General features: G+C 66.0%; 23 protein-coding genes and 1 tRNA gene. 17 read left to right on the top strand and 7 right to left on the bottom strand.

Annotated elements, in window-relative coordinates:
• Nucleotides 1-347: 347 nt before the first annotated feature.
• Nucleotides 348-1,175: an HAD family hydrolase gene (locus ACTWPB_RS00650; RefSeq protein ID WP_446223820.1), complete on the bottom strand. Its 828-nt coding sequence runs from the start codon at nucleotides 1,173-1,175 to the stop codon at nucleotides 348-350.
• Nucleotides 1,176-1,261: 86 nt separating this feature from the next.
• Here ACTWPB_RS00650 and ACTWPB_RS00645 point away from each other — a divergent pair, with 86 nt between their 5' ends.
• The 7 genes from ACTWPB_RS00645 to ACTWPB_RS00615 are packed head-to-tail and all read left to right on the top strand — an operon-like array spanning nucleotide 1,262 to nucleotide 10,819.
• Nucleotides 1,262-2,239: an ABC transporter permease gene (locus tag ACTWPB_RS00645; protein ID WP_446223819.1), complete on the top strand. Its 978-nt coding sequence runs from the start codon at nucleotides 1,262-1,264 to the stop codon at nucleotides 2,237-2,239.
• Nucleotides 2,236-3,201, top strand: coding sequence for an ABC transporter permease subunit (locus ACTWPB_RS00640; protein ID WP_446223818.1), 966 nt, complete (start codon nucleotides 2,236-2,238; stop codon nucleotides 3,199-3,201). The genes ACTWPB_RS00645 and ACTWPB_RS00640 overlap by 4 nt, the downstream gene beginning before the upstream one ends.
• Nucleotides 3,198-5,036, top strand: a complete 1,839-nt coding sequence (locus ACTWPB_RS00635) for an ABC transporter ATP-binding protein (protein WP_446223817.1) — start codon at nucleotides 3,198-3,200, stop codon at nucleotides 5,034-5,036. Before ACTWPB_RS00640 ends, ACTWPB_RS00635 begins: the two co-directional genes overlap by 4 nt.
• An 11-nt stretch (nucleotides 5,037-5,047) precedes the next feature.
• Nucleotides 5,048-6,745: an ABC transporter family substrate-binding protein gene (locus ACTWPB_RS00630; RefSeq protein WP_446223816.1), complete on the top strand. Its 1,698-nt coding sequence runs from the start codon at nucleotides 5,048-5,050 to the stop codon at nucleotides 6,743-6,745.
• Nucleotides 6,742-8,430, top strand: a complete 1,689-nt coding sequence (locus ACTWPB_RS00625) for an ABC transporter family substrate-binding protein (protein WP_446223815.1) — start codon at nucleotides 6,742-6,744, stop codon at nucleotides 8,428-8,430. The genes ACTWPB_RS00630 and ACTWPB_RS00625 overlap by 4 nt, the downstream gene beginning before the upstream one ends.
• Nucleotides 8,431-8,481: 51 nt before the next feature.
• On the top strand, nucleotides 8,482-10,158 hold the full coding sequence (locus ACTWPB_RS00620) for an ABC transporter family substrate-binding protein (RefSeq protein WP_446223814.1): 1,677 nt from the start codon (nucleotides 8,482-8,484) through the stop codon (nucleotides 10,156-10,158).
• Between the two features lie 19 nt (nucleotides 10,159-10,177).
• Nucleotides 10,178-10,819: a hypothetical protein gene (locus tag ACTWPB_RS00615; RefSeq protein WP_446223813.1), complete on the top strand. Its 642-nt coding sequence runs from the start codon at nucleotides 10,178-10,180 to the stop codon at nucleotides 10,817-10,819.
• A gap of 94 nt (nucleotides 10,820-10,913) precedes the next feature.
• On the opposite strand, the gene ACTWPB_RS00610 is transcribed toward ACTWPB_RS00615, so the two are convergent.
• Both ACTWPB_RS00610 and ACTWPB_RS00605 read right to left on the bottom strand, forming a co-directional pair.
• On the bottom strand, nucleotides 10,914-11,735 hold the full coding sequence (locus ACTWPB_RS00610) for a hypothetical protein (protein WP_446223812.1): 822 nt from the start codon (nucleotides 11,733-11,735) through the stop codon (nucleotides 10,914-10,916).
• Complete coding sequence (locus ACTWPB_RS00605) at nucleotides 11,701-12,738, bottom strand: type IV toxin-antitoxin system AbiEi family antitoxin (protein WP_446223811.1); 1,038 nt, start codon at nucleotides 12,736-12,738, stop codon at nucleotides 11,701-11,703. Before ACTWPB_RS00605 ends, ACTWPB_RS00610 begins: the two co-directional genes overlap by 35 nt.
• Before the next feature lie 131 nt (nucleotides 12,739-12,869).
• Between ACTWPB_RS00605 and ACTWPB_RS00600 the strand changes: the two genes are divergently transcribed.
• The 5 genes from ACTWPB_RS00600 to ACTWPB_RS00580 all read left to right on the top strand — a co-directional run bounded on the left by ACTWPB_RS00600 (nucleotide 12,870) and on the right by ACTWPB_RS00580 (nucleotide 18,126).
• Complete coding sequence (locus tag ACTWPB_RS00600; RefSeq protein WP_446223810.1) at nucleotides 12,870-13,607, top strand: FadR/GntR family transcriptional regulator; 738 nt, start codon at nucleotides 12,870-12,872, stop codon at nucleotides 13,605-13,607.
• 18 nt (nucleotides 13,608-13,625) lie between these two features.
• Nucleotides 13,626-14,423 (top strand): sterol desaturase family protein, encoded by a 798-nt coding sequence (locus tag ACTWPB_RS00595; RefSeq protein ID WP_446223809.1) that lies wholly within the window; start codon nucleotides 13,626-13,628, stop codon nucleotides 14,421-14,423.
• Between the two features lie 129 nt (nucleotides 14,424-14,552).
• Nucleotides 14,553-14,756, top strand: a complete 204-nt coding sequence (locus tag ACTWPB_RS00590) for a heavy-metal-associated domain-containing protein (protein WP_446223808.1) — start codon at nucleotides 14,553-14,555, stop codon at nucleotides 14,754-14,756.
• Nucleotides 14,757-14,776: 20 nt separating this feature from the next.
• Entirely contained in the window at nucleotides 14,777-15,715 is a 939-nt protein-coding gene (locus tag ACTWPB_RS00585) for a hypothetical protein (RefSeq protein ID WP_446223807.1), read from the top strand.
• Nucleotides 15,716-15,870: 155 nt separating this feature from the next.
• A complete protein-coding gene (locus tag ACTWPB_RS00580; RefSeq protein WP_446223806.1) occupies nucleotides 15,871-18,126 on the top strand; it encodes a heavy metal translocating P-type ATPase in 2,256 nt (751 codons plus the stop codon).
• Nucleotides 18,127-18,147: 21 nt separating this feature from the next.
• On the opposite strand, the gene ACTWPB_RS00575 is transcribed toward ACTWPB_RS00580, so the two are convergent.
• Nucleotides 18,148-18,342 (bottom strand): DUF6636 domain-containing protein, encoded by a 195-nt coding sequence (locus tag ACTWPB_RS00575; protein WP_446223805.1) that lies wholly within the window; start codon nucleotides 18,340-18,342, stop codon nucleotides 18,148-18,150.
• Between the two features lie 28 nt (nucleotides 18,343-18,370).
• On the opposite strand from ACTWPB_RS00575, the gene ACTWPB_RS00570 reads away from it, so the two are divergent.
• Together ACTWPB_RS00570 and ACTWPB_RS00565 are read left to right on the top strand one after the other, a co-directional pair.
• Nucleotides 18,371-19,027, top strand: a complete 657-nt coding sequence (locus ACTWPB_RS00570; protein WP_446223804.1) for a histone deacetylase — start codon at nucleotides 18,371-18,373, stop codon at nucleotides 19,025-19,027.
• 63 nt (nucleotides 19,028-19,090) lie between these two features.
• Nucleotides 19,091-20,521 carry a lipase maturation factor family protein gene (locus tag ACTWPB_RS00565; protein WP_446223803.1) on the top strand — a complete coding sequence of 477 codons (1,431 nt, stop codon included), beginning with the start codon at nucleotides 19,091-19,093 and terminating at the stop codon, nucleotides 20,519-20,521.
• 34 nt (nucleotides 20,522-20,555) lie between these two features.
• Here ACTWPB_RS00565 and ACTWPB_RS00560 read toward each other — a convergent pair.
• Nucleotides 20,556-20,627, bottom strand: a tRNA-Gly gene (locus ACTWPB_RS00560).
• A gap of 206 nt (nucleotides 20,628-20,833) precedes the next feature.
• Between ACTWPB_RS00560 and ACTWPB_RS00555 the strand changes: the two genes are divergently transcribed.
• Entirely contained in the window at nucleotides 20,834-21,223 is a 390-nt protein-coding gene (locus tag ACTWPB_RS00555) for a hypothetical protein (RefSeq protein WP_446223802.1), read from the top strand.
• Nucleotides 21,224-21,308: 85 nt separating this feature from the next.
• Entirely contained in the window at nucleotides 21,309-21,731 is a 423-nt protein-coding gene (locus tag ACTWPB_RS00550; RefSeq protein ID WP_446223801.1) for a hypothetical protein, read from the top strand.
• Here the strand turns inward: ACTWPB_RS00550 and ACTWPB_RS00545 are convergent.
• Together ACTWPB_RS00545 and ACTWPB_RS00540 are read right to left on the bottom strand one after the other, a co-directional pair.
• Entirely contained in the window at nucleotides 21,718-21,978 is a 261-nt protein-coding gene (locus ACTWPB_RS00545) for a hypothetical protein (RefSeq protein ID WP_446223800.1), read from the bottom strand. The two genes, ACTWPB_RS00550 and ACTWPB_RS00545, sit on opposite strands and share 14 nt — an antisense overlap.
• Before the next feature lie 94 nt (nucleotides 21,979-22,072).
• Nucleotides 22,073-22,834, bottom strand: coding sequence for a lysophospholipid acyltransferase family protein (locus ACTWPB_RS00540; protein WP_446226544.1), 762 nt, complete (start codon nucleotides 22,832-22,834; stop codon nucleotides 22,073-22,075).
• 200 nt (nucleotides 22,835-23,034) lie between these two features.
• Here ACTWPB_RS00540 and ACTWPB_RS00535 point away from each other — a divergent pair, with 200 nt between their 5' ends.
• Complete coding sequence (locus ACTWPB_RS00535) at nucleotides 23,035-23,934, top strand: hypothetical protein (protein WP_446223799.1); 900 nt, start codon at nucleotides 23,035-23,037, stop codon at nucleotides 23,932-23,934.
• Nucleotides 23,935-23,950 lie beyond the last annotated feature (16 nt).

Below are 23,950 nucleotides of genomic sequence, written 5' to 3'. Positions count from 1 at the left end.
AAAACCGGGCCCCGGGCGGTGGACCTTGCTACTCAGGCAAAACCGAGCCCGGGGCGGTGTACCTTGCTGCTCAGGCAAAACCGGGCCCGGGGCGGTGTACCTTGCTGCTCAGGTAAAACCGAGCCCGGGGCGGTGTACCTTGCTGTGTTTATTGGAGCGCTGACGCGCTCGAGTCGGGGCCCTTCGGGCCCCCGATCTTCCCTCCCTCCGGGTACTCCTTCGTCGCACCCTCCGGTCAGTCCAGATCGGGGCGGGCCCCTCCGGGTAGAGACATACATGGAGTTACCCGGCCCAGCGTGGTCTGCCGGAACGACATACCGGCATCACCCAACCCAAGGTGGTTCGGCCTATCGCCACCAGCGCTCGAGGACCATCGCTACCCCGTCGTCTATGTTGCTTCCGGTCACCTCATCGGCGGCCGCCCGAGCTTCGGGGTGGGCGTTTCCCATTGCCACTCCGTGCCCGGCCATCGCCAGCATCGGCACATCATTGGGCATGTCGCCGAACGCCACGATCGACGAATTCTCCACGCCGATGCGGCGGGCGACCTCGGCCAGCCCGGATGCCTTCGTCACCTGCGGTACCGCGAGCTCGATCAGGCCGCTCTCGGTGGAGTAGGTGATCTCGGCGCGGTCGCCGATGAGCGGGGCGAGGGCGGCGCGCATCTCGGAACTGCGGGCTGTGCTGAGCCGGATGAGCATCTTGATCGCGGGGGAGTCGATCACTTCGGCGTGCGAGACGACGGTGTCGTCGGGGTTGAGCCAGGCGTGTTCGTAGGTCGGCGAGCTCACGAACTGCTGTGTCACGGCGTCGTGCGCGCTGGCCCCGACCCGCTCGGTCGCCAGCCCACAACCGGGTAACGCGTGTTCGGCGATCTCGGCCAGCCAGCTCAAGGTTTCCACGTCGAGGGTGTGGCTGGACAACACCCGATCGGTGGCGCTGTCGTAGATGACCGCACCGTTTCCGCAGATCGCGAGCGGTGCGTACCCGAGTTCGCTGACGACCGGTTCGATCCAGCGCGGCGGGCGGCCGGTGGCGAGCACGAAGGTGGCGCCGTCGGCGACGAGCGCCCCGACGACGGCCTTGGTGCGCGCCGAGACCTTGTCGGAATCGTCGATCAACGTGCCGTCGACGTCGCTGGCCACCAGCTGCGGTTTCGGGTGCAGGTGCGTCATCCCATCTATCCTGCCGCACGTCGCCACGCGGGGACGCCGGACTGTCCCTATGATCAGGGCCTGATTACCCGATCCAGAGGGGACTGATGACCGGCTTCTTGTTGCGGCGCACACTCAACTACGTTGTGCTCCTTCTGCTGGCATCGTTTCTGACGTTCAGCCTCGCATCACTCACGTTCAACCCGCTCGAGAGCCTCGAGCAGCGTAACCCGCGCCCGCCGCAGTCGGTGATCGACGCGAAGGCCGAGCAGTTGCATCTCGACGAGCCGATCCCCCAGCGCTATCTCACCTGGCTCGGCGGCGTCGTGCAAGGGGATTTCGGGACCACCCTGGCCGGGCAGCCGGTGAGCGAGGAACTGGGCAGGCGGGTGGCGGTGAGTCTGCGGCTGCTGATTCTCGGTTCGGTCATCGGCACCGTGCTCGGCGTGCTGATCGGTGCCGCCGGCGCGATCAGGCAGTACAGATTCAGCGACTATTTCTCGACGGTGCTGTCGCTGCTGATCCTGTCGACACCGATATTCTTGCTGGCGACACTGCTGAAATACGGTGCGCTGCAAATAAATACGATGACCGGTACGCAGATCTTCCTCTATACCGGCGAGACCTCGGCCACCCAGATCACCGGGTTCTGGAACCAAATGGTCGACCGCGCACAGCATTTGGTGCTTCCGACACTGGCACTCGCGCTGGGCGGCATGGCCGGCTACAGCCGCTACCAGCGCAACGCCATGCTCGACGTGTTGCAGAGCGATTTCATCCGAACAGCGAGAGCCAAGGGCCTGACCCGCAATCGGGCCCTCTACAAACACGGCCTACGCACCGCGCTCATCCCGATGGCCACCCTGTTCGCCTACAGCCTCGGCGGATTGATCACCGGCGCCACTTTTGTGGAGAAGATCTTCGGCTGGCACGGCGTCGGTGAATGGCTGATCGACGCGATCAATGCCCAGGACCTCTATGTCGTGGTGACGGTGACGGCGTTCGCCGGTTTGGTCGTGCTGGTCTCCGGTCTGCTCTCCGATGTCGTCCTTGCCCTGCTCGACCCGAGGGTGCGTGTCTCATGACCGATACCGAACTCATCGTCGTCGGCGCACCCGAGGTCGCCGCGGCCGGGCGCCGCAAACTGGTGTGGCGCCGTTTCCTGCGCAACAAACCCGCCGTGGTCGGCGCGGTGATCCTGCTGCTGCTGGTGGCCAGTTTCGCGCTGCCACCTTTGCTGCCGTGGGACTACCAGCAGATGGACTACAAGGCGCTGATGCGGCCGCCGAGCCTCGAGCACCCGTTCGGCACCACCCAGATCGGCCAGGACGTTCTCGCCCAGACCCTGCGTGGACTGCAGAAGTCGCTGATCATCGGCTTCTGTGTGGCGCTGTTCTCCAGTGTCATCGCCGCGACCGCGGGTGCGGTGGCCGGGCTGCTCGGCGGCTGGACCGACCGCGCCATCATGTGGTTCGTCGACCTGCTGCTCGTGGTGCCCAGCTTCATCATCATCGCGCTGTTCGCGCCGCGCACCAAGGGTTCCGGGTCGATCGCGATCCTGATCGTGCTGCTCAGCGTGTTCGGCTGGATGATCGCCGCGCGCATCATCCGCGGCCTCACCCTGAGCCTGCGTGACCGTGAATTCGTCCGCGCCGCACGGTATATGGGAGCGCCGACCCGCACTGTGATCCTTAGCCATATCGTCCCGAACATCGCCTCGATCCTGATCATCGACACCACCCTGGCCGTCGGCTCGGCGATCATGGCCGAAACCGGTTTGAGCTTCCTCGGTTTCGGTGTGCAGCCACCGGATGTGTCACTGGGTTCGCTGATCGCGGCGGGCACCAAATCGGCGCTCACCTACCCGTGGTTGTTCCTGTTCGCCGGTGGTCTGCTGATCACGATCGTGTTGTGCGCCAACCTCGTCGGCGACGGTCTGCGCGACGCGTTCGACCCCGGCGCCCGCGGCGCGCGCAAGGCCCGCAAGGAGGTCGCCGAGCACAAGGACGAGGCGCAGGTGGAGTTGAAGAAAGCCGAGAAGCGATGACCGCGTCGACCGCACCCCTGCTCGAGGTCACCGACCTGCGGGTCTCGTTCCCCGGCGAGGAAGGCCGTGTCGAGGCCGTGCGCGGGGTGAACTACACCGTCGCCGACGGCGAGGTGCTCGCCATCGTCGGTGAGTCCGGTTCGGGCAAGTCGGTGTCCTCACTCGCGGTGATCGGCCTGCTGCCCGAACAGGCACGGGTGCAGGGATCGGTGCGCCTGCGCGGCCGCGAACTGCTCGGCCTCGGCGACAAGCAGATGTCGAAGCTGCGCGGTTCCTCGATCAGCATGGTCTTCCAAGATCCACTCTCCGCACTGACCCCGGTGTACCGGGTGGGTGAGCAGATCGCGGAAGCTCTTCTCGCACACGGCAAGATGGGCCGCAAGGAAGCCGGCGAGCGGGCCATCGAGCTGCTCGAACTCGTCGGCATCGCCGATGCCAGGGCCCGTTCCAGGGCCTTCCCGCACGAGTTCTCCGGCGGTATGCGCCAGCGCGTGGTGATCGCCATGGCCATCGCCAACGATCCCGCCCTGATCATCTGCGACGAACCCACCACCGCGCTCGACGTGACGGTGCAGGCCCAGATCCTCGCGTTGCTGCGTAAGGCACGCGATATCACCGGCGCGGGCGTCATCATGATCACCCACGACATGGGGATCGCCGCCACCGTCGCCGACCGGGTCGCGGTGATGTACGCGGGCAAGATCGTCGAAACCGCGCCTGTCGCTGAGCTTTTCGCCGCTCCCAGGATGCCGTACACCGTCGGCCTGCTCGGCTCCATTCCGCGCATGGACGGCCCGCCGCGCACGCCGCTCATCCCGATCCTCGGCGCACCCCCCGCCATGCACGCCCTGCCGCCCGGCTGCTCGTTCGCACCGCGCTGCCCGGTCGCCATCGCCGACTGCACCGCCGCCGAACCCCCGCTGGAGAAGGTGAGCCCCGGCCACTCGGCCGCCTGCATCCGCACGGCCGAAGTCGGCACCGAACAACTCTTCGAGGCTTACCGCAAGGAGATCCCGGCCCCGGCGCACCCCGACCGCACCGACGAAAACGTGGTCCTGCGCGTCACCGACCTGGTGAAAACCTTCCCGCTCAGCTCCGGCGTGCTGCTGCGCCGCCGCACCGGCGAGGTCCGCGCGGTCGACGGCATCAGCTTCTCGGTGCGCGCGGGCCGCACCCTCGCGCTGGTCGGCGAATCCGGTTCGGGCAAGTCGACCACGCTGTCGCAGATCATGGACCTGGCCCGGCCGCAGTCGGGCAGCATCGAGGTGCTCGGCAACGACGTCGCCACCCTCACCAAGGCGCGCACCCGCGAGATCCGCCGCAAGATGCAGATCGTCTTCCAGGACCCCAGCGCCTCCCTCGACCCGCGCCTGCCGATCTTCGACGTGCTCGCCGAGCCGCTGCGCATCGACGGCTGGTCTCGCGAAGAGGTCAACCGGCGGGTGCCAGAGTTGTTGCGGCAGGTCGGATTACGTCCCGAGCACGCCGACCGCTACCCCTCGGATTTCTCCGGCGGCCAGAAGCAGCGCATCAGCATCGCCCGCGCATTGGCTCTCGACACCCAGCTGCTGGTACTCGACGAACCCGTCTCGTCGTTGGACGTGTCGATCCAGGCGGGCGTGCTCAACCTGCTGCGCGACCTACAGGCCGAGCACGGACTGTCCTACCTGTTCGTCTCCCACGACCTGTCGGTGGTGCGCAATCTCGCCCACGACATCGCGGTGATGCTGCAGGGCAAGATCGTCGAATCCGGCCCGGCCGAGCAGGTTTTCGCCGATCCTCAGCACGAATACACGCGCTCGCTCATCGCGGCCGTACCGGAACCCGTCGTCTGATCGGAGCCGCCATGAGAACCCGTCGAATGCAAGCAGCCCGTAGTGCCCGAATGCGCTGTGCCGCCATGGTGGTGGCGGCCGGGATGATCGTGGCGGGCTGTGGGGGTGGCGGCGACGAGTCGGCGGCCGGGCTGAGCGACGCGCTCGGGTCGACCAGCGACGTCAACCCCAAGAGCACCGATGAGCTGCGCGAGGGCGGCAACCTGCGCCTGGCGACCACCGACTACCCCGCCAACTGGAACATCCTGTCCAATGACGGCAACAACGGTGAGATCGGCGAAATCGTTCGCGCGATGCTGCCGCGATCGTATGAGATCGACGCCGCAGGCCAGCTCAGCGTCGACACCGACTTCTTCACCGAGATCACTCTGAACAGCACCGATCCGATGCGGGTGACGTATTCGATCAATCCGGAGGCGGTCTGGTCGGATGGTTCGCCGATCACCTGGGAAGACCTCGCATCCCAGGCCCACGCACTGAGCGGGCGCGACAAGAGCTACCAGATCGCGATCACCAACGGCTTCGAATTCGTCGAGAAGGTGGAGCGCGGCACCGACGACCAGCACGCCGTCCTCACCTTCAGCAAGCCCTACGCCGACTGGCGCGGTCAGTTCTCCGGCAACTCCGCCCTCTACCCGAAGTCGGTGACCAGCACCCCCGAGGCCTTCAACACCAGCCTCGCCGATGCCATCACCCTCACCGCGGGCCCGTTCATCGTCAGCGCCACCGACCGAGGTCAGGGCCGAATCACGTTGGGCCGCAACCCGAAATGGTGGGGTGCGCAGCCGGTCCTCGACACCATCACCTACAGCGTGCTCGACCACACGTCCTGGGTGCAGGCGCTCCAGAACAACGAGCTGGACCTGGTCCGCCTCACCACCATCGACGACGTGAAAACCGTCCGCGGTACCGAGGGCCTCGTTGTCCGCCGCGCGCCGGGTAATCGTTGGCGCCACATCACTTTCAACGGTGCGCCCGGCTCGATCCTCGCCGATCCCGCTGTCCGCGTGGCGATCTCGAAGGCCATCGACCGCCAGGGTATCGCCACCGCCATTCAGAACGGTCTTGTCGAGAACCCGCAGCCGCTGAACAACCACATCTTCCTCCAGGGCCAAAAGGGCTACCAGGACAACAGCCTCGGCTACGACCCCGAAGCGGCCGCCCGCGAACTCGACTCCCTCGGCTGGACCCGCACCGGCGACACTCGCGCCAAAGACGGCCGCACCCTGGTCATCCGCGACGTCATGTACAACGACCCCACCTGGGTCCAGATCGCCCAGATCATCCAGCAGAACCTGGCTGCCATCGGCGTGCAACTGACCGTCGACACCAAACCCGCCGCGGGCCTTTTCACCGACGTGATCCAACCGGGCGACTTCGACGCCGCCCAATACATCTACCAGGGCGACCCCTTCCCCCTGAGCAGCATCCGCCAGATCTACTACTACGACCCCACCGACCTCCAAGCCAACTATGGCCGCATCGGCTCTCCTGAACTCAACGCCCTCATCGAACACACCCTCACCGAACTCGACCCTGCAAAGTCCATCGACCTAGCAAACCAGGTCGACCGCAAGGTCTTCGAAGAAGGCCACTCCCTCCCCCTGATGCAGTCCGACGGCAGCGTCGGCGCCCGCACCACCCTCGCCAACATCGGCTCCCCCGGTTTGGCAACGTACGACTACACGAAGATCGGATTCACGAAATGACCACAGCTACTTACGCCAGGCGGTTGCGCCGGGCTGGTTTCCGCATCGCGGTGCCTGTTTTCGCCTTGACGTTGGTGCTGGGTGGTTGTGGCTCCGATGTCGACGTCCAATCTGGCTCGAGCGCGATCGGCGTGATCAATGACATCAATCCGCAGGATCGCGACGCATTGCGTGACGGTGGCAATCTCCGATTGGCGCTGACCAGTTTCCCCGCAACTTTCAACAACCTCCACGTCGACTCCGACGGCGAGATCAGCGACCTCACCGGTTGGGCGCTGCCAGGCACGATCAATTCCGACGCGGCGGGCAATCTGACGATTGACCACAACTACTACACCGATGTCGAACTCACTAACACCAACCCGCAGCAGATCAAATACACGATCAACCCGAAAGCGGTCTGGTCGGACGGGTCCCCGATCACCTGGGAGGATCTGCGGTCTCAAGCAAACGTGTTGAGCGGGCGCGACACCGCCTTCAAGATCGCGGCGAGCCAGGGCTACAGCAGCGTCGAGAAGGTCGAACGCGGCGTCGACGACCGGCAGGCGATCGTCACCTTCGCAGAGCACTACGCGGAGTGGAAGGGCCTGTTCAATCCGCTGTACCCACGCCAGCTCACGGCATCGCCACAGGCATTCGACGACTTGTACCGCAACGATATGCCGCTGTCGTCCGGGCCGTTCATCATCACTTCGATCGACCGCGCACAGCAGCGGATCGTGCTGAGCCGCAACCCGAAATGGTGGGGTGACACCCCCAAGCTCGACACCGTCACCTACAGCGTTCTCGACAATTCAGCGCGCCTGAATGCGTTGCAGAACAACGAACTCGACGTATCTACCTTGTCTGGTGTCGAAGAGGTCAAAACCGCGACGAATACGCCCGGCATCAAGGTTCGCCGCGCGCCCGCGAACAGGTTCTCGCACTTCACCTTCAACGGTGCGCCCGGCGCGTTGCTGTCCGATCCGAAGCTGCGGATCGCGATTTCGAAGGGCATCAACCGGCAGGCGATCGCTACGGCCATCCAGAACGGTGTGGTCACCGACCCGAAGCCGCTGAACAACCACCTTTTCCTGGTCGGCCAGCAGGGCTACCAGGACAACGCCGAATCGGTCTCCTACGATCCGGCTGCCGCTGCTCGCATGCTCGACGAGCTGGGCTGGAAGCTCAACGGCGACGTGCGTGAGAAGGATGGTCGCAAGCTGGAGATCCGCGATGTCATGTACCAGGCCGATACCTGGACCCAAATCGCGCAGATCGCCCAGCAGAATCTGGCGGAGATCGGCGTGAAGCTGATCATCGAGACCTACCCCGGCAATGGCTTGTTCACGACCGTCATCGACCCCGGCAACTTCGATATCGCCCAATTCAGCTGGTCGAAGAGTATTTTCCCACTCGGTGCGTTGCCCCAGATCTACGCCTACGATCCCGCGAACCCGCTGAGCAACAAGGGCCGTATCGGTTCGCCCGAACTCAACGCGCTGATCGAGGAGGTCATCGGCGAACTCGATCCCGAAAAGGCGATCGAACTGGCGAACAAGGCCGACCGGATGATCTTCGAGGAGGGCTTCTCCCTTCCCATCGTGCAATCCGCGGGCGCGGTCGCGACGCGAGACGGCCTCGCCAATTACGGTGCAGAAGGGCTGGCGTCCTACGACTACACCAAGGTCGGCTTCGTCAAGTAGACAAACCGTCGTGCCACACTCGTGCAGCGAATTTGAGGAAAGGAGCGGTCAATGCGAATTCGTTCGATGACCACCCGCCTGGCAATCCCCCTCGTCATCGTCAGTTTGATCGCTGCCGGGTGTGGCTCGGGCGATGACATCGCGGCAGACGGTGACGCCGCGCTCGGCACCACCAACGACATCAACCCGCGCGACGTCAGCGAACTGCGTGACGGTGGCAACCTTCGACTGGCGATTACCTCGCTGCCGGAGAACTGGAACGGCCTGCACACCGATGGCAACACCGGAAACACCGGCTCGATGCTGCGTCCGATGATGCCGCGCGCGTTCAAAACCGATGCGGCGGCGAACCTCTCGGTGAACACGGACTTCTTCACAGACGTCGCGTTGACCAACACCGAGCCGCAGCAGGTCACCTACACGATCAACCCCAAGGCGGTCTGGTCCGACGGCGCGCCGATTACATGGGAGGACCTTCGGTCCCAGGCTGCGGCGCTCAGCGGTGCCGACAAGTCGTTCCTGATCGCCAACAACAGCGGCTTCGATCGGGTCGACAAGGTCGAACGCGGTGTCGATGACAAGCAGGCTGTCATCACCTTCAAGCAGCACTACGCCGAGTGGCGCGGACAATTCGCGGGCAACTCGGTTCTCTTCCCGAAGTCCGTCACATCGAGCGCCGAAGCGTTCAACAACAGCCAGGTCGAGGCTCTCACGCTGTCGTCCGGACCGTTCATCATCCAGTCCGTCGACCGAGGACAAGGCCGGGTCGTCCTCGGCCGCAATCCCCGATGGTGGGGTGACACACCGAAACTCGACACCATGACCTTCAGCGTTCTCGATAGTGCAGCGTTCACTCCCGCACTCCTGAACAACGAGATCGATGCGGTAGGAATCGCCAGTCGCGACGATTTGAAGGCGGTGAGCAGTACACCTGGCATCGCGATCCGACGGGCGCCAGGCAACAACTGGGGTCACTTCACCTTCAACGGGGCGCCCGGTTCCGTACTGGCCGACCAGGGTGTACGAGTCGCGATCTCGAAAGCGATCGACCGGCAGGGTATCGCCAATGCGATCCAGAACGGGCTCGTCCTGGATCCCAAACCGCTGAATAATCATGTCTACCTGCAGGGCCAGGACGGGTACCAGGACAACAGCCTCGGGTTCGACCCGACGGCCGCGGCGCAAGAGCTCGACGCCCTCGGCTGGAAGCTCAACGGGGATGTGCGCGAAAAGGACGGCCGGAAGCTCGAGATCCGCGACGTTATGTACAACGACCCGACCAATATTCAGACCGCGCAGATCATCCAGCAGAACCTCGCGCAGGTCGGCGTCAAGTTGACCATCGAGACAAAGGCAGGTGCCGGCCTGTTCCCTGACGTCCTCGCGCCGGGCAATTTCGATGTAGGACAGTGGTTCTATGCTGGCGATGCCTTCCCGCTCAGCAGCCTGACGCAGATCTACGGCTTGTACCCGGATGATCTTCAGGCCAATTACGGCCGCATCGGCTCTCCCGAACTCAACGCCCTCATCGAGCAGACAATCTCTGAACTCGACCCGGTCAAGGCCAAGGAACTGGCCAACCAGATCGATCGAAAGGTATTCGAGGAGGGACATTCCCTGCCGCTCATGCAATCCGCCGGCAATCTCGGAGTACGCGACAACCTCGCAAACTTCGGTGCGGCAGGCCTCGCTTCCTACGACTACACCAAGATCGGCTTCGTGAAGTGAGCACGGAAGTTCTCCTGAAGTGAGTACCGGCCCGGCAAACGCACTCACCTATCCGCTGCTCGTCACGAGCGGCACCCTCGCGGTCATCGCCGCGTGGGTGCCGTTCGCCGATATCGATCAGCTGAGTGCGCTCGCCGTGGTCGCTCTCGCCGTACTCGCTTACACCGCTTATCAATTGGGCCTTGCGTTCGGTGTTCTTCCGGCCGGGCTGGTAGCGACCGGCACGGTGCGCGGTAGGCGGGTTCGGCAGCAGTATCGACTGGTCAGCCGGTCGTGGTTGGAGATCAGCAGTGGGGACCGCGTGGTGTGGCAACCGGTGTTCTATGACCCGGCGCTGTCGACGCTCACCCCGACCGACCTGGAACTGACCGGCCGATCCATCGGTGATGGGAACACGCGTTTCTACCCCTCGGGCCGGGTCCGTACGGCCGAGCCGCCGGGCAAACTCATCGATAACCCCTCCCGCCCCACCGATCCACCCGCCTACGGCATCCCGCGCCGCCTGATCCTCGACATCCAACCCGCGATCGGCGCACCCCTCGTCGGCCTGCTCTGGGTCTACGTCATGAACGGCGGCCTCGGCGCGTTCGTCGCCACCACAACGGTCGCCGCCGCCACCTTCACCTGGCTCTCCGCCATCCGAGGCTCCGACCCCAGCTGACCTTTGACTTCTCAGCAAGTCCATTTTGCGCTGTGTTCATTCAGAATGAACACAGCCGGTAAGTGAACTCAGTTATCGGTCCGACCTGCCGGAATCACTCCACGAACCGCTGTTCGTGCTCGCCAAGAACCCCACTGATCATCGCGATGAGTCGCTGGTGTGACCGATCGAAGACACCCCGCATGTCGCCGGCCAGACGGACCTGCAGTTGCGGGTCCTGGACCAGCGCTCTGACCTGCGCGAGTTCAGATGAATCGAGGAGAGCCGCGATGGCGTTGCCAATCCTGTGGGCGCCCGCCAGCGCAGTGTCGTAGTCATACATCTCGACTAGGTCGAAACGGCTCACATACAGCTCCTCGAGGAGTTGTGCCGAATCACTCCATTCGAGCATCGTCCGCAGGTCGACCGCATCCTTCGTACTGGTCCAATGCCGGTCGTACCATGCGACCAGTTTCAATAGCACCTGCGCAGCGATCGAAGGAATGCGAACCATCAGTTGGCCAGGGAGCAAGACCGACTCGGCGGACCCGAAAGCTTCACGAAATCCCAGCGTGTTCATCGTGAAATCGCCCGGCCAGGCGACAGTCCGGTCGGCGCGTTCGATGGCACCACACGGGATGATGTCGACGGGAATGCCACCGATGGCGATCCGATGCGAGCGTCGACCTCGGGCGCCGAACATCGACCCGAGCTGCCACACTTCGTCCCAGTCGGCAACGCCGACGGCGATGTCCACGTCATGGGTTGCCCGTTCGGGAGTCGCACCGGTAATGCTGTGCGCCAACATATTCCGGGCCGTAGCGCCGACGACTAGGAATTCGGCCCCGGTCCGGCTTGCGACAGCATCCAATTCTCGAAGGACTGTTGCGGCCAAGTGGATCTCAGGATCTGTCGATTTCGACAAGTCGAGGGTCACCGTTTCTGATCCTTTCAGCATGAGCGCGTTGGCGAGAATCGCCAGATGTCCACATGTCGGCATAGATCAAAGTGCTGGGCACCAACGGATCGAGCGGTTCGGTCGGCCGCCAAAACCGCTGTCGAATAATCACATTCGGTTCGCCATCGACTCGGCGCCACCGACGCTCGGCGGCCAGCGCTCGGGGCAGGGCGTCCACATAGAGGATGCCGGTCGTCGAGCGGAGCTCGGAATCCAGTTGCGAGCCCGCCGCTTCACCCCCTAATTGCGCCCTCTCGTCGACAAGTGCGGACCTCGCTTCCAGCCACCAACCGTTGGAGTTGTCGACGAAATCCGCCAGGGTTATCCGTGGCACAACAGCGATAGAAAAGGCCTCTGTCCAGCGGTCCAGCAGCTCGCGCCCATTCAGAAGCTGCCGTCGACCGTCGACCGTCGCCACATAGCCACCGCGTTCCAGCTCGTTCACGACGATCTGCGTGGTGCCGAGAGACACCCCACTGCGCTCTCCAATGGAACGCAAAGGCGTGTTGATCGCATCGCTCCAGCTGAGCAGCGTGAACAGCACCTTCGCTCCGGCGGGACTGAACGCCCGAGGCGCGCGCGCATGGGCTGGTCTCGCCGTGGATCGCCCGGAATTGCCCACGACGGACACATACAGCGATGGCCACGCGAGAGTCATATTGCCGACCGTGTCTACGAAGTCGATTTCGCGGTGCTGCAGAACTTCTGCCGCCTCGCGCGAAATGTGCGGCGCTACCAGGAGCAGGGGTAGCTCGGTCGACCGCAGCGCACGCGCGATCGAACTGGTGATTCGTCGACGGATTTCAACGGCATACGTTCGATCACCGCGAGCGCCTGCATCGAGTCGTGCGATCAGATCGGAGCCAGAGTCAGGCTGCTCAGTGGTTTCCAACGTCTCGAAGGAAACTCCCCGGGCATCGAGATGGCTCCTCGCCGCATCCAGGATGTTCATCATTCCTTGCTGTTCATTCAGGGTGAACATGGGTAAATAATGAACGATCGAGTCACGACGCGCAAGCCCGAACGACAACCCGCGCCGCTGCCCCAGGGGCTGCCGGGCGATTAATGGTCTGACCACTCGACCTCCTGACCTATCGGGTGCACGATGTGGGTATGGCATGGACTCCCGTGGTGAAGCGCTCGGTTTCCGGTGATGTGTTCGAGCAGATCGCCGCTGAGGTGCTGGGTGGGGAGTTGGTGGCGGGGAGCACGTTGCCGGGTGAGCGGCAGCTGGCCGAGGCGTTGGGGGTTTCGCGGCCCGCGGTGCGGGAGGCGTTGCAGCGGTTGGCCGCGGCCGGGCTGGTTGCGGTTCGGCAAGGTGAGGCGACGACGGTGCTCGATTATCGGCGGAGTGCGGGGCTGGAAGTGCTTCCGCGACTGTTGCTTCGGGGCGATTCCATCGATCCGGCGGTCGCTCGCAGCATTCTCGAGGCGCGGCTGCACAACGGGCCGAAGATCGCCGAGCTCGCCGCGGCGCGGGTGCGATCGCGAGGAACGGCCGATCCGCTTGTCGACGGCGAATTGGCGCTGTTGCACGAATCCGTCGATTCGCTTGTCGCCGAATCGGACCCACTCACCCAGCAACGGATCGCCCTCGAATTCTGGGACCACATCCTCGATCTCGCCGATTCGATCGCCTTCCGGCTGATGTATTCCATGCTGCGCGCCGCCTACGAACCCGCCTTGGCCGCGCTGGCGCCGATCATGTCCGCTGAGGTGGGCAATGCCGACGCCTATCGAGACCTGGCCGCCGCGATCGCCGCGGGCGCGCCGGAACGGGCCGCCGACACCGCTCGAGCACTGCTCGAGCCGGCGACCACCGCCCTGATCCATGCCCTCGACGGGGCGTGATTCACCCGAGGAAGCACCATGAAGAACGACCGTCCGACAACGACGTCGCACGACACCGCCGCGCCTGACGCTGCCGACGACCGCCACACCACCGACCAGGTGAATGCCGACCCGACGCACACCGAGGCCGCGTGCTCAGCTACCCCCGCACCGAACGGAACCCGTGCCGCCCGCTCGATCCGCCGCAGCTTGACGTTGCGCGCAGCGGCACAGGAGTTCCTTCGGCACCCGTCCCCGTGGATGATCGCCACGGTATTCATCGCCACGCTGGCAGCCCGCTGCGCGATCGGCGACTGGCAACTCACCGACGCCCTGGTTCCCCTGGTGATTCTGGCCGCGTTCCCGGTGATCGAATGGATCATCCATGTCACCGTGTTGCACTGGCGCCCAAGACATCTCGGCCCGCTGACCCTCGACAGTGAGCTGGCCCGCAAACACCGCGAGCATCACGTCGACCCGCGCGACATCCCGCTGATCTTCATCCCGCCGAAGTCGCTGTTGCTCACGATCCTGGCCCTGGTCGCGATCGCCCTGCTCGCCTTCCCCCGTACCGGCCTCGGCCTCAGCTTCCTGCTCACCATCACCACGCTCGGCCTGCTCTACGAGTGGACCCACTACCTCATCCACACCGACTACAAGCCGAAACATGCTCCGTATCGGGCTATTTGGCGCAACCACCGCCATCACCACTACAAGAACGAGCACTACTGGTTCACCGTGACCACCTCCGGCACCGCCGACCGGCTACTCGGCACCGCCCCGGACCCGGCCACCACACCGACATCCCCCACGGCGCGCAACCTCCACGCCGGCTAGATCCGACCGCCCCACAGCCCGGCTCGCATCGTCACGCGAGCCGGGCTTTCGCTTGTCCACCGGCGCGACCGTTGACAAAATACCCTAGGGGGGTATGGTAAGGATCAAGCGCGAAACGAGGAGAGTTCCATGAGCACCACCACTGTCACCGTCAACGGCATGACCTGCGGCTGCTGCGTCAACAAGGTCCGCGACAAGGTCGGCGCCCTGCCCGGCGTCACCGGAGTCGATGTCGACCTGGCCGCGGGCACGGTGGCCGTCGCGGGGACCACACCCGAACGCACCGCCCTCGCCGACGCCGTCACCGCGGCCGGCTTCCACCTCGCAGACTGAACCGGATCGGAGCAACGGCGATGAACGCAACAGGCAAGTTCGCCGGATTCACCCTCGGCCTCGCGGCGGTCTTCGGGATCGCTCTGGCCGCGGGCGCCCTGGTCGGTCCGGAACCTTCCGAACCGGCCGGGCACGGCGAGCACTCGACCGCGGCGGCACCGTCCGCCGATCTGCCCGGCGGCCTCCTGGTCACCGATCAGGGCTACACACTGGCGCTGGACGAGACGAACACCACCACCGCGGCGCCATCGCAGATTGCCTTCCGCATCCTGGACGCCACCGGCGCCCCGGTCACGAAATACCAGGCCAGCCACGACAAGGATCTGCACCTGATCGTGGTGCGGCGCGATATGGCCGGGTTCCAGCACGTGCATCCGGTGCTGGATCCGGCCGGAACCTGGACCGTCCCGCTGAATCTGAGCCGGGCCGGTGACTACCGGGTCTTCGCCGACTTCACCCCGGCGGGCGGGTCGAACCTGACGCTCGGAGCGGATCTGCGTGTCGCGGGCAACTACGACGTGCAGGCACTGCCCGCCCCGGCCGCCACCGCGCAGGTCGGCGAGTACACGGTCGCGCTGAACGGCACGGTCACCCCGGGTACGGCGTCGAAGGTGACACTCTCGGTCAGCCGCAACGGCACTCCGGTCACCGACCTTCAGCCCTACCTCGGCGCCTACGGTCACCTGGTCGCACTCCGGGCCGCCGACCTCGCCTACCTGCACGTTCACCCCGAAGGCTCACCCGGCGACGGGGTGACGCCCGCCGGGCCTGGCATCGACTTCGTGGTGACCGCGCCGAGCGCGGGCGACTACCGCCTGTTCCTCGACTTCCAGCACCAGGGCGTGGTGCGCACGGCCGAGTTCACCGTGCGGGTCGCCACGCCGACCGCCACCGGCGTGAGTAACCCCGCCCCGACCAGCGCACCGGCCGACCACGGCACACCCGGCCACGGCCACTGACCACACCCAGCGCCGACCATCAGCCGGGCCATCAGGGACCGGCCGCCCGACAACCCCAACCGCGCGGCCACCCGGGAATCGGATCACTGCCGGACCCGCCTGGCCCACCCGCAACCTCTCAGCAAGAATTGATATCAGGAACGAAGGAGCACCCCATGACCACCGTGACACACCCACCGGGCACTGGCCAGGTAGAACTGGTGATCGGTGGCATGACCTGCGCATCCTGCGCGAACCGGATCGAGAAGAAGCTCAACAAGCTCGACGGGGTCACCGCCACGGTCAACTACGCCACCGAGAAGGCGCGCGTCGACTTCACCGGTGACGTCTCCCCCGAGGAACTGATCGCCACCGTCGAGCAGGCCGGCTACACCGCGGCACTGCCCGCGCCGAAGCAGGCCGAGCCTGCCGAGGACGCTCCCGCCGAGGCCGACCCCACGGCCTCGCTGCGCACCCGTCTGCTGGTCTCGCTGGTGCTCACCGTTCCGGTGATCGCGATGGCGATGATGCCGGCGCTGCAGTTCACCAACTGGCAGTGGCTCTCGCTGACCCTCGCGGCACCGGTGGTGATCTGGGGGGCGCTGCCGTTCCACAAGGCGGCGTGGACGAACCTGAAGCACGGCACGGCCACCATGGACACGCTGGTGTCGATGGGCACCCTCGCCGCATTCGGGTGGTCGCTGTTCGCGCTGTTCTGGGGCACGGCGGGCACACCGGGGATGAAGCACCCGTTCGAATTCACCATCGCGCGGATGGACGGCACGGGCAGCATCTACCTCGAAGCCGCGGCGGGCGTGACCACGTTCATCCTGGCCGGGCGGTATTTCGAGGCACGGTCGAAGCGACGGGCAGGCGCGGCATTGCGGGCGCTGCTCGAGCTGGGCGCCAAGGAAGTCGCGGTGGTCCGCGACGGAGTCGAGACCCGAATTCCGGTGGAGCAGCTGGTTGTCGGTGACGAGTTCATCGTGCGGCCGGGCGAGAAGATCGCCACCGACGGTGTGATCACCGAAGGCACGTCGGCGGTCGACGCGTCCATGCTCACCGGTGAGTCGGTGCCGGTGGAGGTCGGCGTCGACGACGCGGTCACCGGTGCCACCGTGAACGTCGGCGGCCGACTCGTGGTGCGCGCCACCAGGATCGGCGCCGACACCCAGCTCGCCCAGATGGCACAGCTGGTCGAAGACGCGCAGACCGGCAAGGCGCAGGCGCAGCGGCTGGCCGACAAGATCTCCGGCATCTTCGTCCCGATCGTCATCGCACTCGCTGTCGCCACGCTCGGATTCTGGCTCGGCACAGGCGGTTCCATCGCCGCGGCCTTCACCGCGGGCGTCGCGGTGCTGATCATCGCCTGCCCGTGCGCCCTCGGCCTGGCCACCCCCACCGCGCTGATGGTCGGCACCGGACGCGGCGCGCAGCTCGGCATCCTGATCAAGGGCCCCGAGGTGCTGGAGTCGACCCGCAAGGTCGACACCATCGTGCTGGACAAGACCGGCACCGTCACCACCGGCAAGATGACCCTGCTCGAGGTGATCCCCGCCGAGGGTGAACTGGACACGCAGGTGCTGGAACTGGCTGGTGCGCTGGAGGATTCGTCGGAGCATCCGATCGCGCAGGCGATCGCCAAGGGTGCGCGGGACAAGTCCGGCACACTGCCGCCGGTGGAGGGTTTCGCGAATGTCGAGGGCCTCGGCGTGCAGGGTGTGGTCGACGGGCACGCGGTGATCGTCGGCCGGGCGCGACTGCTGGCCGACTGGTCACAGCCGCTGCCCGAGAAGCTGGAAACCGCTATGGCGGAAGCGGAATCGGCGGGCAAGACCGCGGTGGCCATCGGCTGGGACGGCAAGGCGCGCGGCGTGCTCGTGGTCGCCGACGCGGTGAAACCCACCTCGGCGCAGGCCATCGCCCAGTTCCGTGAGCTCGGTCTGACCCCGATCCTGCTCACCGGTGACAATGCCCGCGCGGCCCGCACCATCGGCGACGAGGTCGGCATCGACGAAGTCATCGCCGAGGTGCTGCCGCAGGACAAGGTCGACACCGTCAAGCGGCTGCAGGCGCAGGGCAAGGTCGTCGCCATGGTCGGTGACGGCGTCAACGACGCGGCCGCCCTGGCCCAGGCCGACCTCGGCCTGTCCATGGGCACCGGCACCGACGTGGCCATCGAGGCCAGCGACCTCACCCTCGTCCGCGGCGACCTCCGCGCCGCCGCCGACGCGATCCGCCTGTCGCGGCGCACCCTGGCCACGATCAAGGGCAACCTGTTCTGGGCCTTCGCCTACAACGTGGCCGCCATCCCGCTGGCCATGGCGGGCCTGCTCAACCCGATGCTCGCCGGCGCCGCCATGGCGTTCAGTTCGGTCTTCGTGGTGAGCAACAGCCTGCGGCTGCGCCGGTTCGAGTCGACCGCGCAGTAGGCCCGACCGATAGCGGCGGGATCAGAACAGGGTTTGCCGGTCTGCCGAGATGAAGAAACCGTGACCGCCGACGTCGCAGCGGACGCCCTGTTCGGTGCAGGTGCAGGCGGCGCCGCGGACGATGATGGTGTCGCCGTAGTTCAGGGTCTTGCTCGATGTCCGACCCCATTCGAAGGAAGAATCGACAGCAGGAGCGGATTCGTTTCCTTCGCTCATGGAACCGTGACCCACCCGAGGTGAGCCCGTGACCACAGCTCAGCACGTCTGGTACGCCGCGTACGGCTCCAATATGCACGCGCGGCGGTTCGCCTATTACCGCGAAGGCGGCACCCCGCCCGGAACCGACCACACCTATCCGGGGTTCCGTAACCAGGCCGCACCGGTCGCCATCGCCGCGCTCACCCTGCCGGGGACCCTGTATTTCGCCTGGCGGAGCCCGGTCTGGACGGGTGGGGTCGGGTTCTATGCCGCGCGTCCGGCGGCGGGCTGGCCGACCGGTGCGGCGGCGCGGGGGTATCTGCTGACCGTCGGTCAGTTCGGTGATCTGCTGGCTCAGGAGATGTATCGAACACCGGCGACCGACTTCGATCCGGCGCCGGTCCTCGCCGACGGTTCGGTGCGGCTCGGGCCGGGACGGTACGAGACGGTCGTGCACGCGGGCACGCACGACGGGATTCCCGTCCTCACCTTCACCTCACCGTGGGATCCGGAAACCGTTGCCCTGCAACGTCCCTCGGCTCGCTATCTGACGATGATCGCTGCCGGGCTAGCCGAATCACACGGCTGGGATCTGAATCGCGTCGTCGAGTACCTGCGGGTGCGGCCCGGGATCGCCGGGCACTGGGACGAGGCCGACCTGCGTGGCGCGTTACTCGGCGGCACCGGGCTGGAGCCGCCCTAGATTTTCGTCGGACCGATCGCGGGTACTCCCTCGTTGCGGGACGTCGACCACCGGGAGACACGCATGGAGTGGTTCACGGCACCGGAGTACTGGCAGGGCAGGCTGATCTTCCAGCGTGGTCTGGCAGTGCTGTACGCCCTCGCGTTCCTGGCGGCGGCGCGGCAATTCCGCGCGCTGCTCGGCGAGCGGGGGATGCTGCCCGTGCCGCGCTACCTGGCCCGGACCCCGTTCCGCCGGTCACCGAGCCTGTTCCACCTGCACTACTCCGATCGGTTCTACGCCGTCCTGGCCTGGTCGGGGGCGGCACTGGCGGTGGCCATCGCGCTGGGGGCCGCGGATCTGGCGCCGCTGTGGGCGTCGATGCTGCTGTGGTTGGTGCTGTGGGTGTTGTATCTGTCGATCGTCAATGTCGGGCAGACGTGGTACTCCTTCGGCTGGGAATCGCTGCTGCTCGAGGCGGGATTTCTGGCGATCTTCCTCGGCAACGACACCGTCGCGCCGCCGCTGCTGGTGCTGCTGGCCGCGCGCTGGCTGCTGTTCCGGGTGGAGTTCGGGGCCGGGCTGATCAAGATGCGCGGCGATCGGTGCTGGCGTGACCTGACCTGCCTGTACTACCACCACGAGACCCAGCCGATGCCCGGCCCGCTGAGCTGGTTGTTCCACCATCTGCCCCGGCCGTTGCACCGGGTGGAGGTCGCCGCCAATCATGTCGCACAGCTGATCGTGCCGTTCGGGCTGTTCGCGCCACAGCCGGTGGCGAGCGTCGCGGCGGGCATCATCATCGTCACGCAGCTGTGGCTGGTGCTCTCGGGCAATTTCGCCTGGCTGAACTGGGTAACCCTGTTACTGGCGACGACCGCCGTCAGCGCGTACCCGGTGCTGCCGAACGCGCCGCCGGTGGCCGAGCCGCCCCGATGGTTCATCGGCGCGGTGCTCGCTTACGTCGCGATGGTCATCGTGCTGAGCTACTGGCCTGCGCGCAACCTGCTCTCCACGCGGCAGGCGATGAACGCCTCGTTCGACCCGTTGCACCTGGTCAACGCCTATGGTGCGTTCGGAAGTATCACACGGGTCCGCGAGGAGATCGTGCTGGAGGGCACCGACGCCACGCACCTCGAGCCGGACACGGTGTGGCGCGAATACGAGTTCAAGGGCAAACCGGGCGACCCCCGGTACCGCCCACGCCAGTGGGCGCCCTATCACCTGCGGCTGGACTGGCTGATGTGGTTCGCCGCCCTGTCCCCCGCCTACGCGCGATCGTGGGCACTGCCGCTGGTGATCCGGCTGCTCGACAACGACCCCGACACCCTGCGCCTGCTGCGGCACTGCCCGTTCCCCGACGCACCGCCGCACTACCTGCGCGCCCGGCTGTACGAGTACCACTTCAGTACGCCCGCCGAACTGTTCCGCGAGCGGATCTGGTGGCGCCGAACCCTGATCGGCGAGTTCCTGCCGCCGCTGAGCAAAGAACGCCTCGAACGGCGCCGGCAATAAGAAAAGCCCGGCACGATGGCCGGGCTTTTCGTTGAGCGGATGACGAGATTCGAACTCGCGACCCTCACCTTGGCAAGGTGATGCGCTACCACTGCGCCACATCCGCGTGCCTTCCGAAGCCGTTCCGGCAACCGCCGGTGACTTCGTCGTGCGAGTACGAACTTTAGCGTGAAACTCCCGAACTACGAAATCCGGGCTCACACACCGGCCAGGGCAGCTGTGCGATCCGGTGCCGACGGGGCTCGTTAAGCGCGCGACAAGCTATCGAAAGACATTGTGCGGGAGGGTTTTCCCAACAACGGGAGGATCGCCATGAAAGTCTCCGCACTACTCGCCACGTCCCTCGTGGCGGTGGCGCTGTCAGTCGTCGGCGCCGGGTCAGCACAGGCCGATGACTTCGTCGGCACCGACAATTTCGCCGACAACTACTCGGCTACCGACTACCCGCAGTCGTGCCTGATCGTGCAGAACCACATAGGCGATATCCTCACCGTCCGGATGGACTACCCCACCGGGTACGGCCACTGGGAGGTCGCCCCGGAAGAGGTCGGTTGGCTCGACTGGGGCGACTACCCGGTGACCTCGCCGAGCGGACACTGGCAGCTGCATGTGTACCCACCTGTGCAGAACTCGTGGGTCTTCGATGCCGGTGCTACGCGCGGCGGGAGCTGCAACGGGTCGTGGATCTTCACCGCGAGTTGACCGCCCGTTCTGCGGGGGGATTCGTTGCGGGGGAAAGTTTTTCGTAGGGCAGCGACAGCTGCGGGAATCATGGGGAGAAAACAGCATGAAGACTCTGGGGATGATCGCGGCGGGCGTTGCGGTGACGGCGCTGACCGTGTTGGGGGCCGGGCCCGCGCACGCCGACTTCACCGACCCGGTGGAGTACACCGACAGTGGGGAGAACGTCGAGGACGAGGGGTTCGCGGAGTATGCGGTCAACCGCGCCGAGCCGAGGTCCTGCCTGGTGGTGCAGAACCACACGGGCGGGCGGGTGACGGTTCGGTTGAACTACCCGACCAGCGGCGGGAAGTGGAAGTTCAACCACGATCAGGTCGGCGTGCTGATGCGCAACGGCAAGGTGGTGACCTCGCCGTCCGGGAATTGGAATGTGCGGACGAACCCGCCGATCAGGTTCAACTGGGTCTACGACGGCACCATGAACAACCGCAGGGGTTGCAACGGGTCGTGGGTGCTCACCATGAACTGAGCCGAGGGGTCCGGTGCGCCGCCACGCACCGGACCCGCCCGGTCTGCTCGGCCCTGACGTGCCGCCTGCGACGACGGGGGCGAAGGCGGCGCGGTGGGCGGCGGCCCAGGGTGGCGTAGCTGTGGGGTGGGCTGCCGAGGACGTGTGCGATGTCGTCGGTGCTCAGTTCGTTGTGGCCGTCGCGGATGAAGGCTTGGCCGGTCAGTGAGCCTGCCACGAAGGCGGGCGGCACGCCTGCGGCGATCATGAAGGTGCGGGCGTCGGCTTCGGCGAGATCGGTGACGGCGGGCGGTCAAGGATCTCGACTCAGCTGGCAAGCATCCAAACCCCGACGCCCTAGGTCAGGATTCCGGGGTCTGGCCTTTCGCTGACTTACGCGCAAGGCGTTCGGCGGCTTCGGCGTCGTCGAGGGCGGTTGCCTCTTCGAGGGTCGGGGCACCGCCACCGAGTCGTTTCGGGACCCAGTAGGCGCCGGGCTCGTGTTCGTAGGATTCCTGGAGGTCGGCCAGCATTTCCTGCATGGTGGAGCGGAGCTGTGCGGTGAGGTCGGCGGCGGGCTCGTAGGGCTGGATGGGGGTGCCGACGGCGATGGAGATGGGTGTGTTGGTGCGGCCGAGCCGCTTGGGGAAGCCCTTGGTCCAGACGCGCTGAGCGCCCCAGATGGTGATCGGGATGATCGGGACGCCGGCTTCCAGCGCCATGCGGGCCGCGCCGGACTTGAATTCCTTGATCTCGAAGCTGCGGCTGATCGTGGCCTCGGGGTAGACGCCGACGAGCTCGCCGTCGCGCAGGTACTGCACCGCCGATTGGTAGGAGTCGGCGCCCGCGGTGCGGTCGACCGGGATGTGCTTGAGGGTGCGCATGATCGGGCCGGAGATGTTGTTGTCGAACACCTCCTGCTTGGCCATGAACCTGATGTAGCGACGAGGGGTGCGAACGGGCAGACCCGCGTAGGTGAAGTCCATGTAGCCGGTGTGGTTGACCGCCAGCACAGCACCGCCGGTGGCGGGGATGTTCTCCGCGCCCTTGACGGTGAACTTCAGACCTTCGAGGAAGAACAGGGTTCGGGCCACGCCGATGATCGAGAAGTAGAGGGGTTCCACAAGTACGCAAGCGTAGTCGTAGATCTCCCCATCGGCAGGGGTGCGCTCGGTGGGCGCGGTCACCGTAGAATCGCGGCGTTGGCCCGCGCAGCCAATCCGCTTCGCGCACACCGGTCTACACCCGGCGAGTCCGCTCGCCCCGACAGTCACCGCCCGCATCGCACGCGGGTGCCACGACCTAGGAATTGAGGAACGTCGAAGTGGAACGCGCCCAGTTGCCCCCGATCGCCGCTGCTCGTCCGCGCCGCGCCTCCGCGCTGGTCGCCGGACTCACCGTCACTGCGGCCCTGATCACCGGGTGTGACTCGGTGTCGGGCATCCCGGGAGATCCGGTCGAGGCAACCACCACCGCGCCGACCACCACCACCACGCCGACAACTACGGCGACCCAGGCCATCGCACCCGGCGAACCGGCGCCGAGCAGCCCGCTCCCCGCCGACGCGCCACAGGTCGGCGCGGTCGCGGATCACGACGACGCCGTCGCCGCCGTGCGCCGCTGGGCCGCCGACCTGCACACCGGCACGATCGAAGAACTCCAGGACAGCTGCTGGACCATCCCGCCGGGCACCGTCGCCGAGATGTACGCCGACCCGCAGTCGGTGCTGGCCGCCCTCGCCGAACCGGGCACCGCGACCGCCGACACGGTGACCTGGCGTAGCCGAACCACCACCGTCAGCGTCGACCGTGAGTCCGTCGCGTCCGGATATGCCTGCGGACGGGTGTCCGCGGCGGGCGTCGAGCCCGGTTACGACGACGCCGACGCGCGCCACACCGTCCGCCGCTACCTCGCCCGCGCCACCGGCAAACCCCTCAACGCGGCCGATATCGAAGCAGACCATCCACTGACCTGCAAGGCCTCGCCCGCCAACTGGGATCCCGAGGGCACCGGCAACCCGGTAGCAGCCCCCTTGACAGGCGACTCGGGCAAAGTAGGCAATGTCACCTCCTACACCGGCGACGAGCTACGATCCGACCAGGTTCGTGGCGACTACCTGGCAGTTCACGTCCCTGTGGCCACCTCACCGGGGGGCACGCGGACGCGCACTTTCACGGTTGTCGCGACCGCTGAGGGCTATTGCATCGGTGACGTAACGATTTAGCCACTACCCTGGTTGG

This window comes from Nocardia sp. IBHARD005 (genome assembly GCF_052814245.1).
Note: the sequence above shows the minus strand (reverse complement) of the source record. Positions and strands in the feature narration are given on the sequence as shown.

Bases quoted from the DNA above. Each gene is read 5' to 3' on its own strand.
- ACTWPB_RS00650 (WP_446223820.1), bottom strand. From the start codon at position 1,175: ATGACGCACCTGCACCCGAAACCGCAGCTGGTGGCCAGCGACGTCGAC.
- ACTWPB_RS00645 (WP_446223819.1), top strand. From the start codon at position 1,262: ATGACCGGCTTCTTGTTGCGGCGCACACTCAACTACGTTGTGCTCCTT.
- ACTWPB_RS00640 (WP_446223818.1), top strand. From the start codon at position 2,236: ATGACCGATACCGAACTCATCGTCGTCGGCGCACCCGAGGTCGCCGCG.
- ACTWPB_RS00635 (WP_446223817.1), top strand. From the start codon at position 3,198: ATGACCGCGTCGACCGCACCCCTGCTCGAGGTCACCGACCTGCGGGTC.
- ACTWPB_RS00630 (WP_446223816.1), top strand. From the start codon at position 5,048: ATGAGAACCCGTCGAATGCAAGCAGCCCGTAGTGCCCGAATGCGCTGT.
- ACTWPB_RS00625 (WP_446223815.1), top strand. From the start codon at position 6,742: ATGACCACAGCTACTTACGCCAGGCGGTTGCGCCGGGCTGGTTTCCGC.
- ACTWPB_RS00620 (WP_446223814.1), top strand. From the start codon at position 8,482: ATGCGAATTCGTTCGATGACCACCCGCCTGGCAATCCCCCTCGTCATC.
- ACTWPB_RS00605 (WP_446223811.1), bottom strand. From the start codon at position 12,738: ATGTTCACCCTGAATGAACAGCAAGGAATGATGAACATCCTGGATGCG.
- ACTWPB_RS00600 (WP_446223810.1), top strand. From the start codon at position 12,870: ATGGCATGGACTCCCGTGGTGAAGCGCTCGGTTTCCGGTGATGTGTTC.
- ACTWPB_RS00595 (WP_446223809.1), top strand. From the start codon at position 13,626: ATGAAGAACGACCGTCCGACAACGACGTCGCACGACACCGCCGCGCCT.
- ACTWPB_RS00590 (WP_446223808.1), top strand. From the start codon at position 14,553: ATGAGCACCACCACTGTCACCGTCAACGGCATGACCTGCGGCTGCTGC.
- ACTWPB_RS00585 (WP_446223807.1), top strand. From the start codon at position 14,777: ATGAACGCAACAGGCAAGTTCGCCGGATTCACCCTCGGCCTCGCGGCG.
- ACTWPB_RS00580 (WP_446223806.1), top strand. From the start codon at position 15,871: ATGACCACCGTGACACACCCACCGGGCACTGGCCAGGTAGAACTGGTG.
- ACTWPB_RS00575 (WP_446223805.1), bottom strand. From the start codon at position 18,342: ATGAGCGAAGGAAACGAATCCGCTCCTGCTGTCGATTCTTCCTTCGAA.
- ACTWPB_RS00565 (WP_446223803.1), top strand. From the start codon at position 19,091: ATGGAGTGGTTCACGGCACCGGAGTACTGGCAGGGCAGGCTGATCTTC.
- ACTWPB_RS00555 (WP_446223802.1), top strand. From the start codon at position 20,834: ATGAAAGTCTCCGCACTACTCGCCACGTCCCTCGTGGCGGTGGCGCTG.
- ACTWPB_RS00550 (WP_446223801.1), top strand. From the start codon at position 21,309: ATGAAGACTCTGGGGATGATCGCGGCGGGCGTTGCGGTGACGGCGCTG.
- ACTWPB_RS00545 (WP_446223800.1), bottom strand. From the start codon at position 21,978: ATGATCGCCGCAGGCGTGCCGCCCGCCTTCGTGGCAGGCTCACTGACC.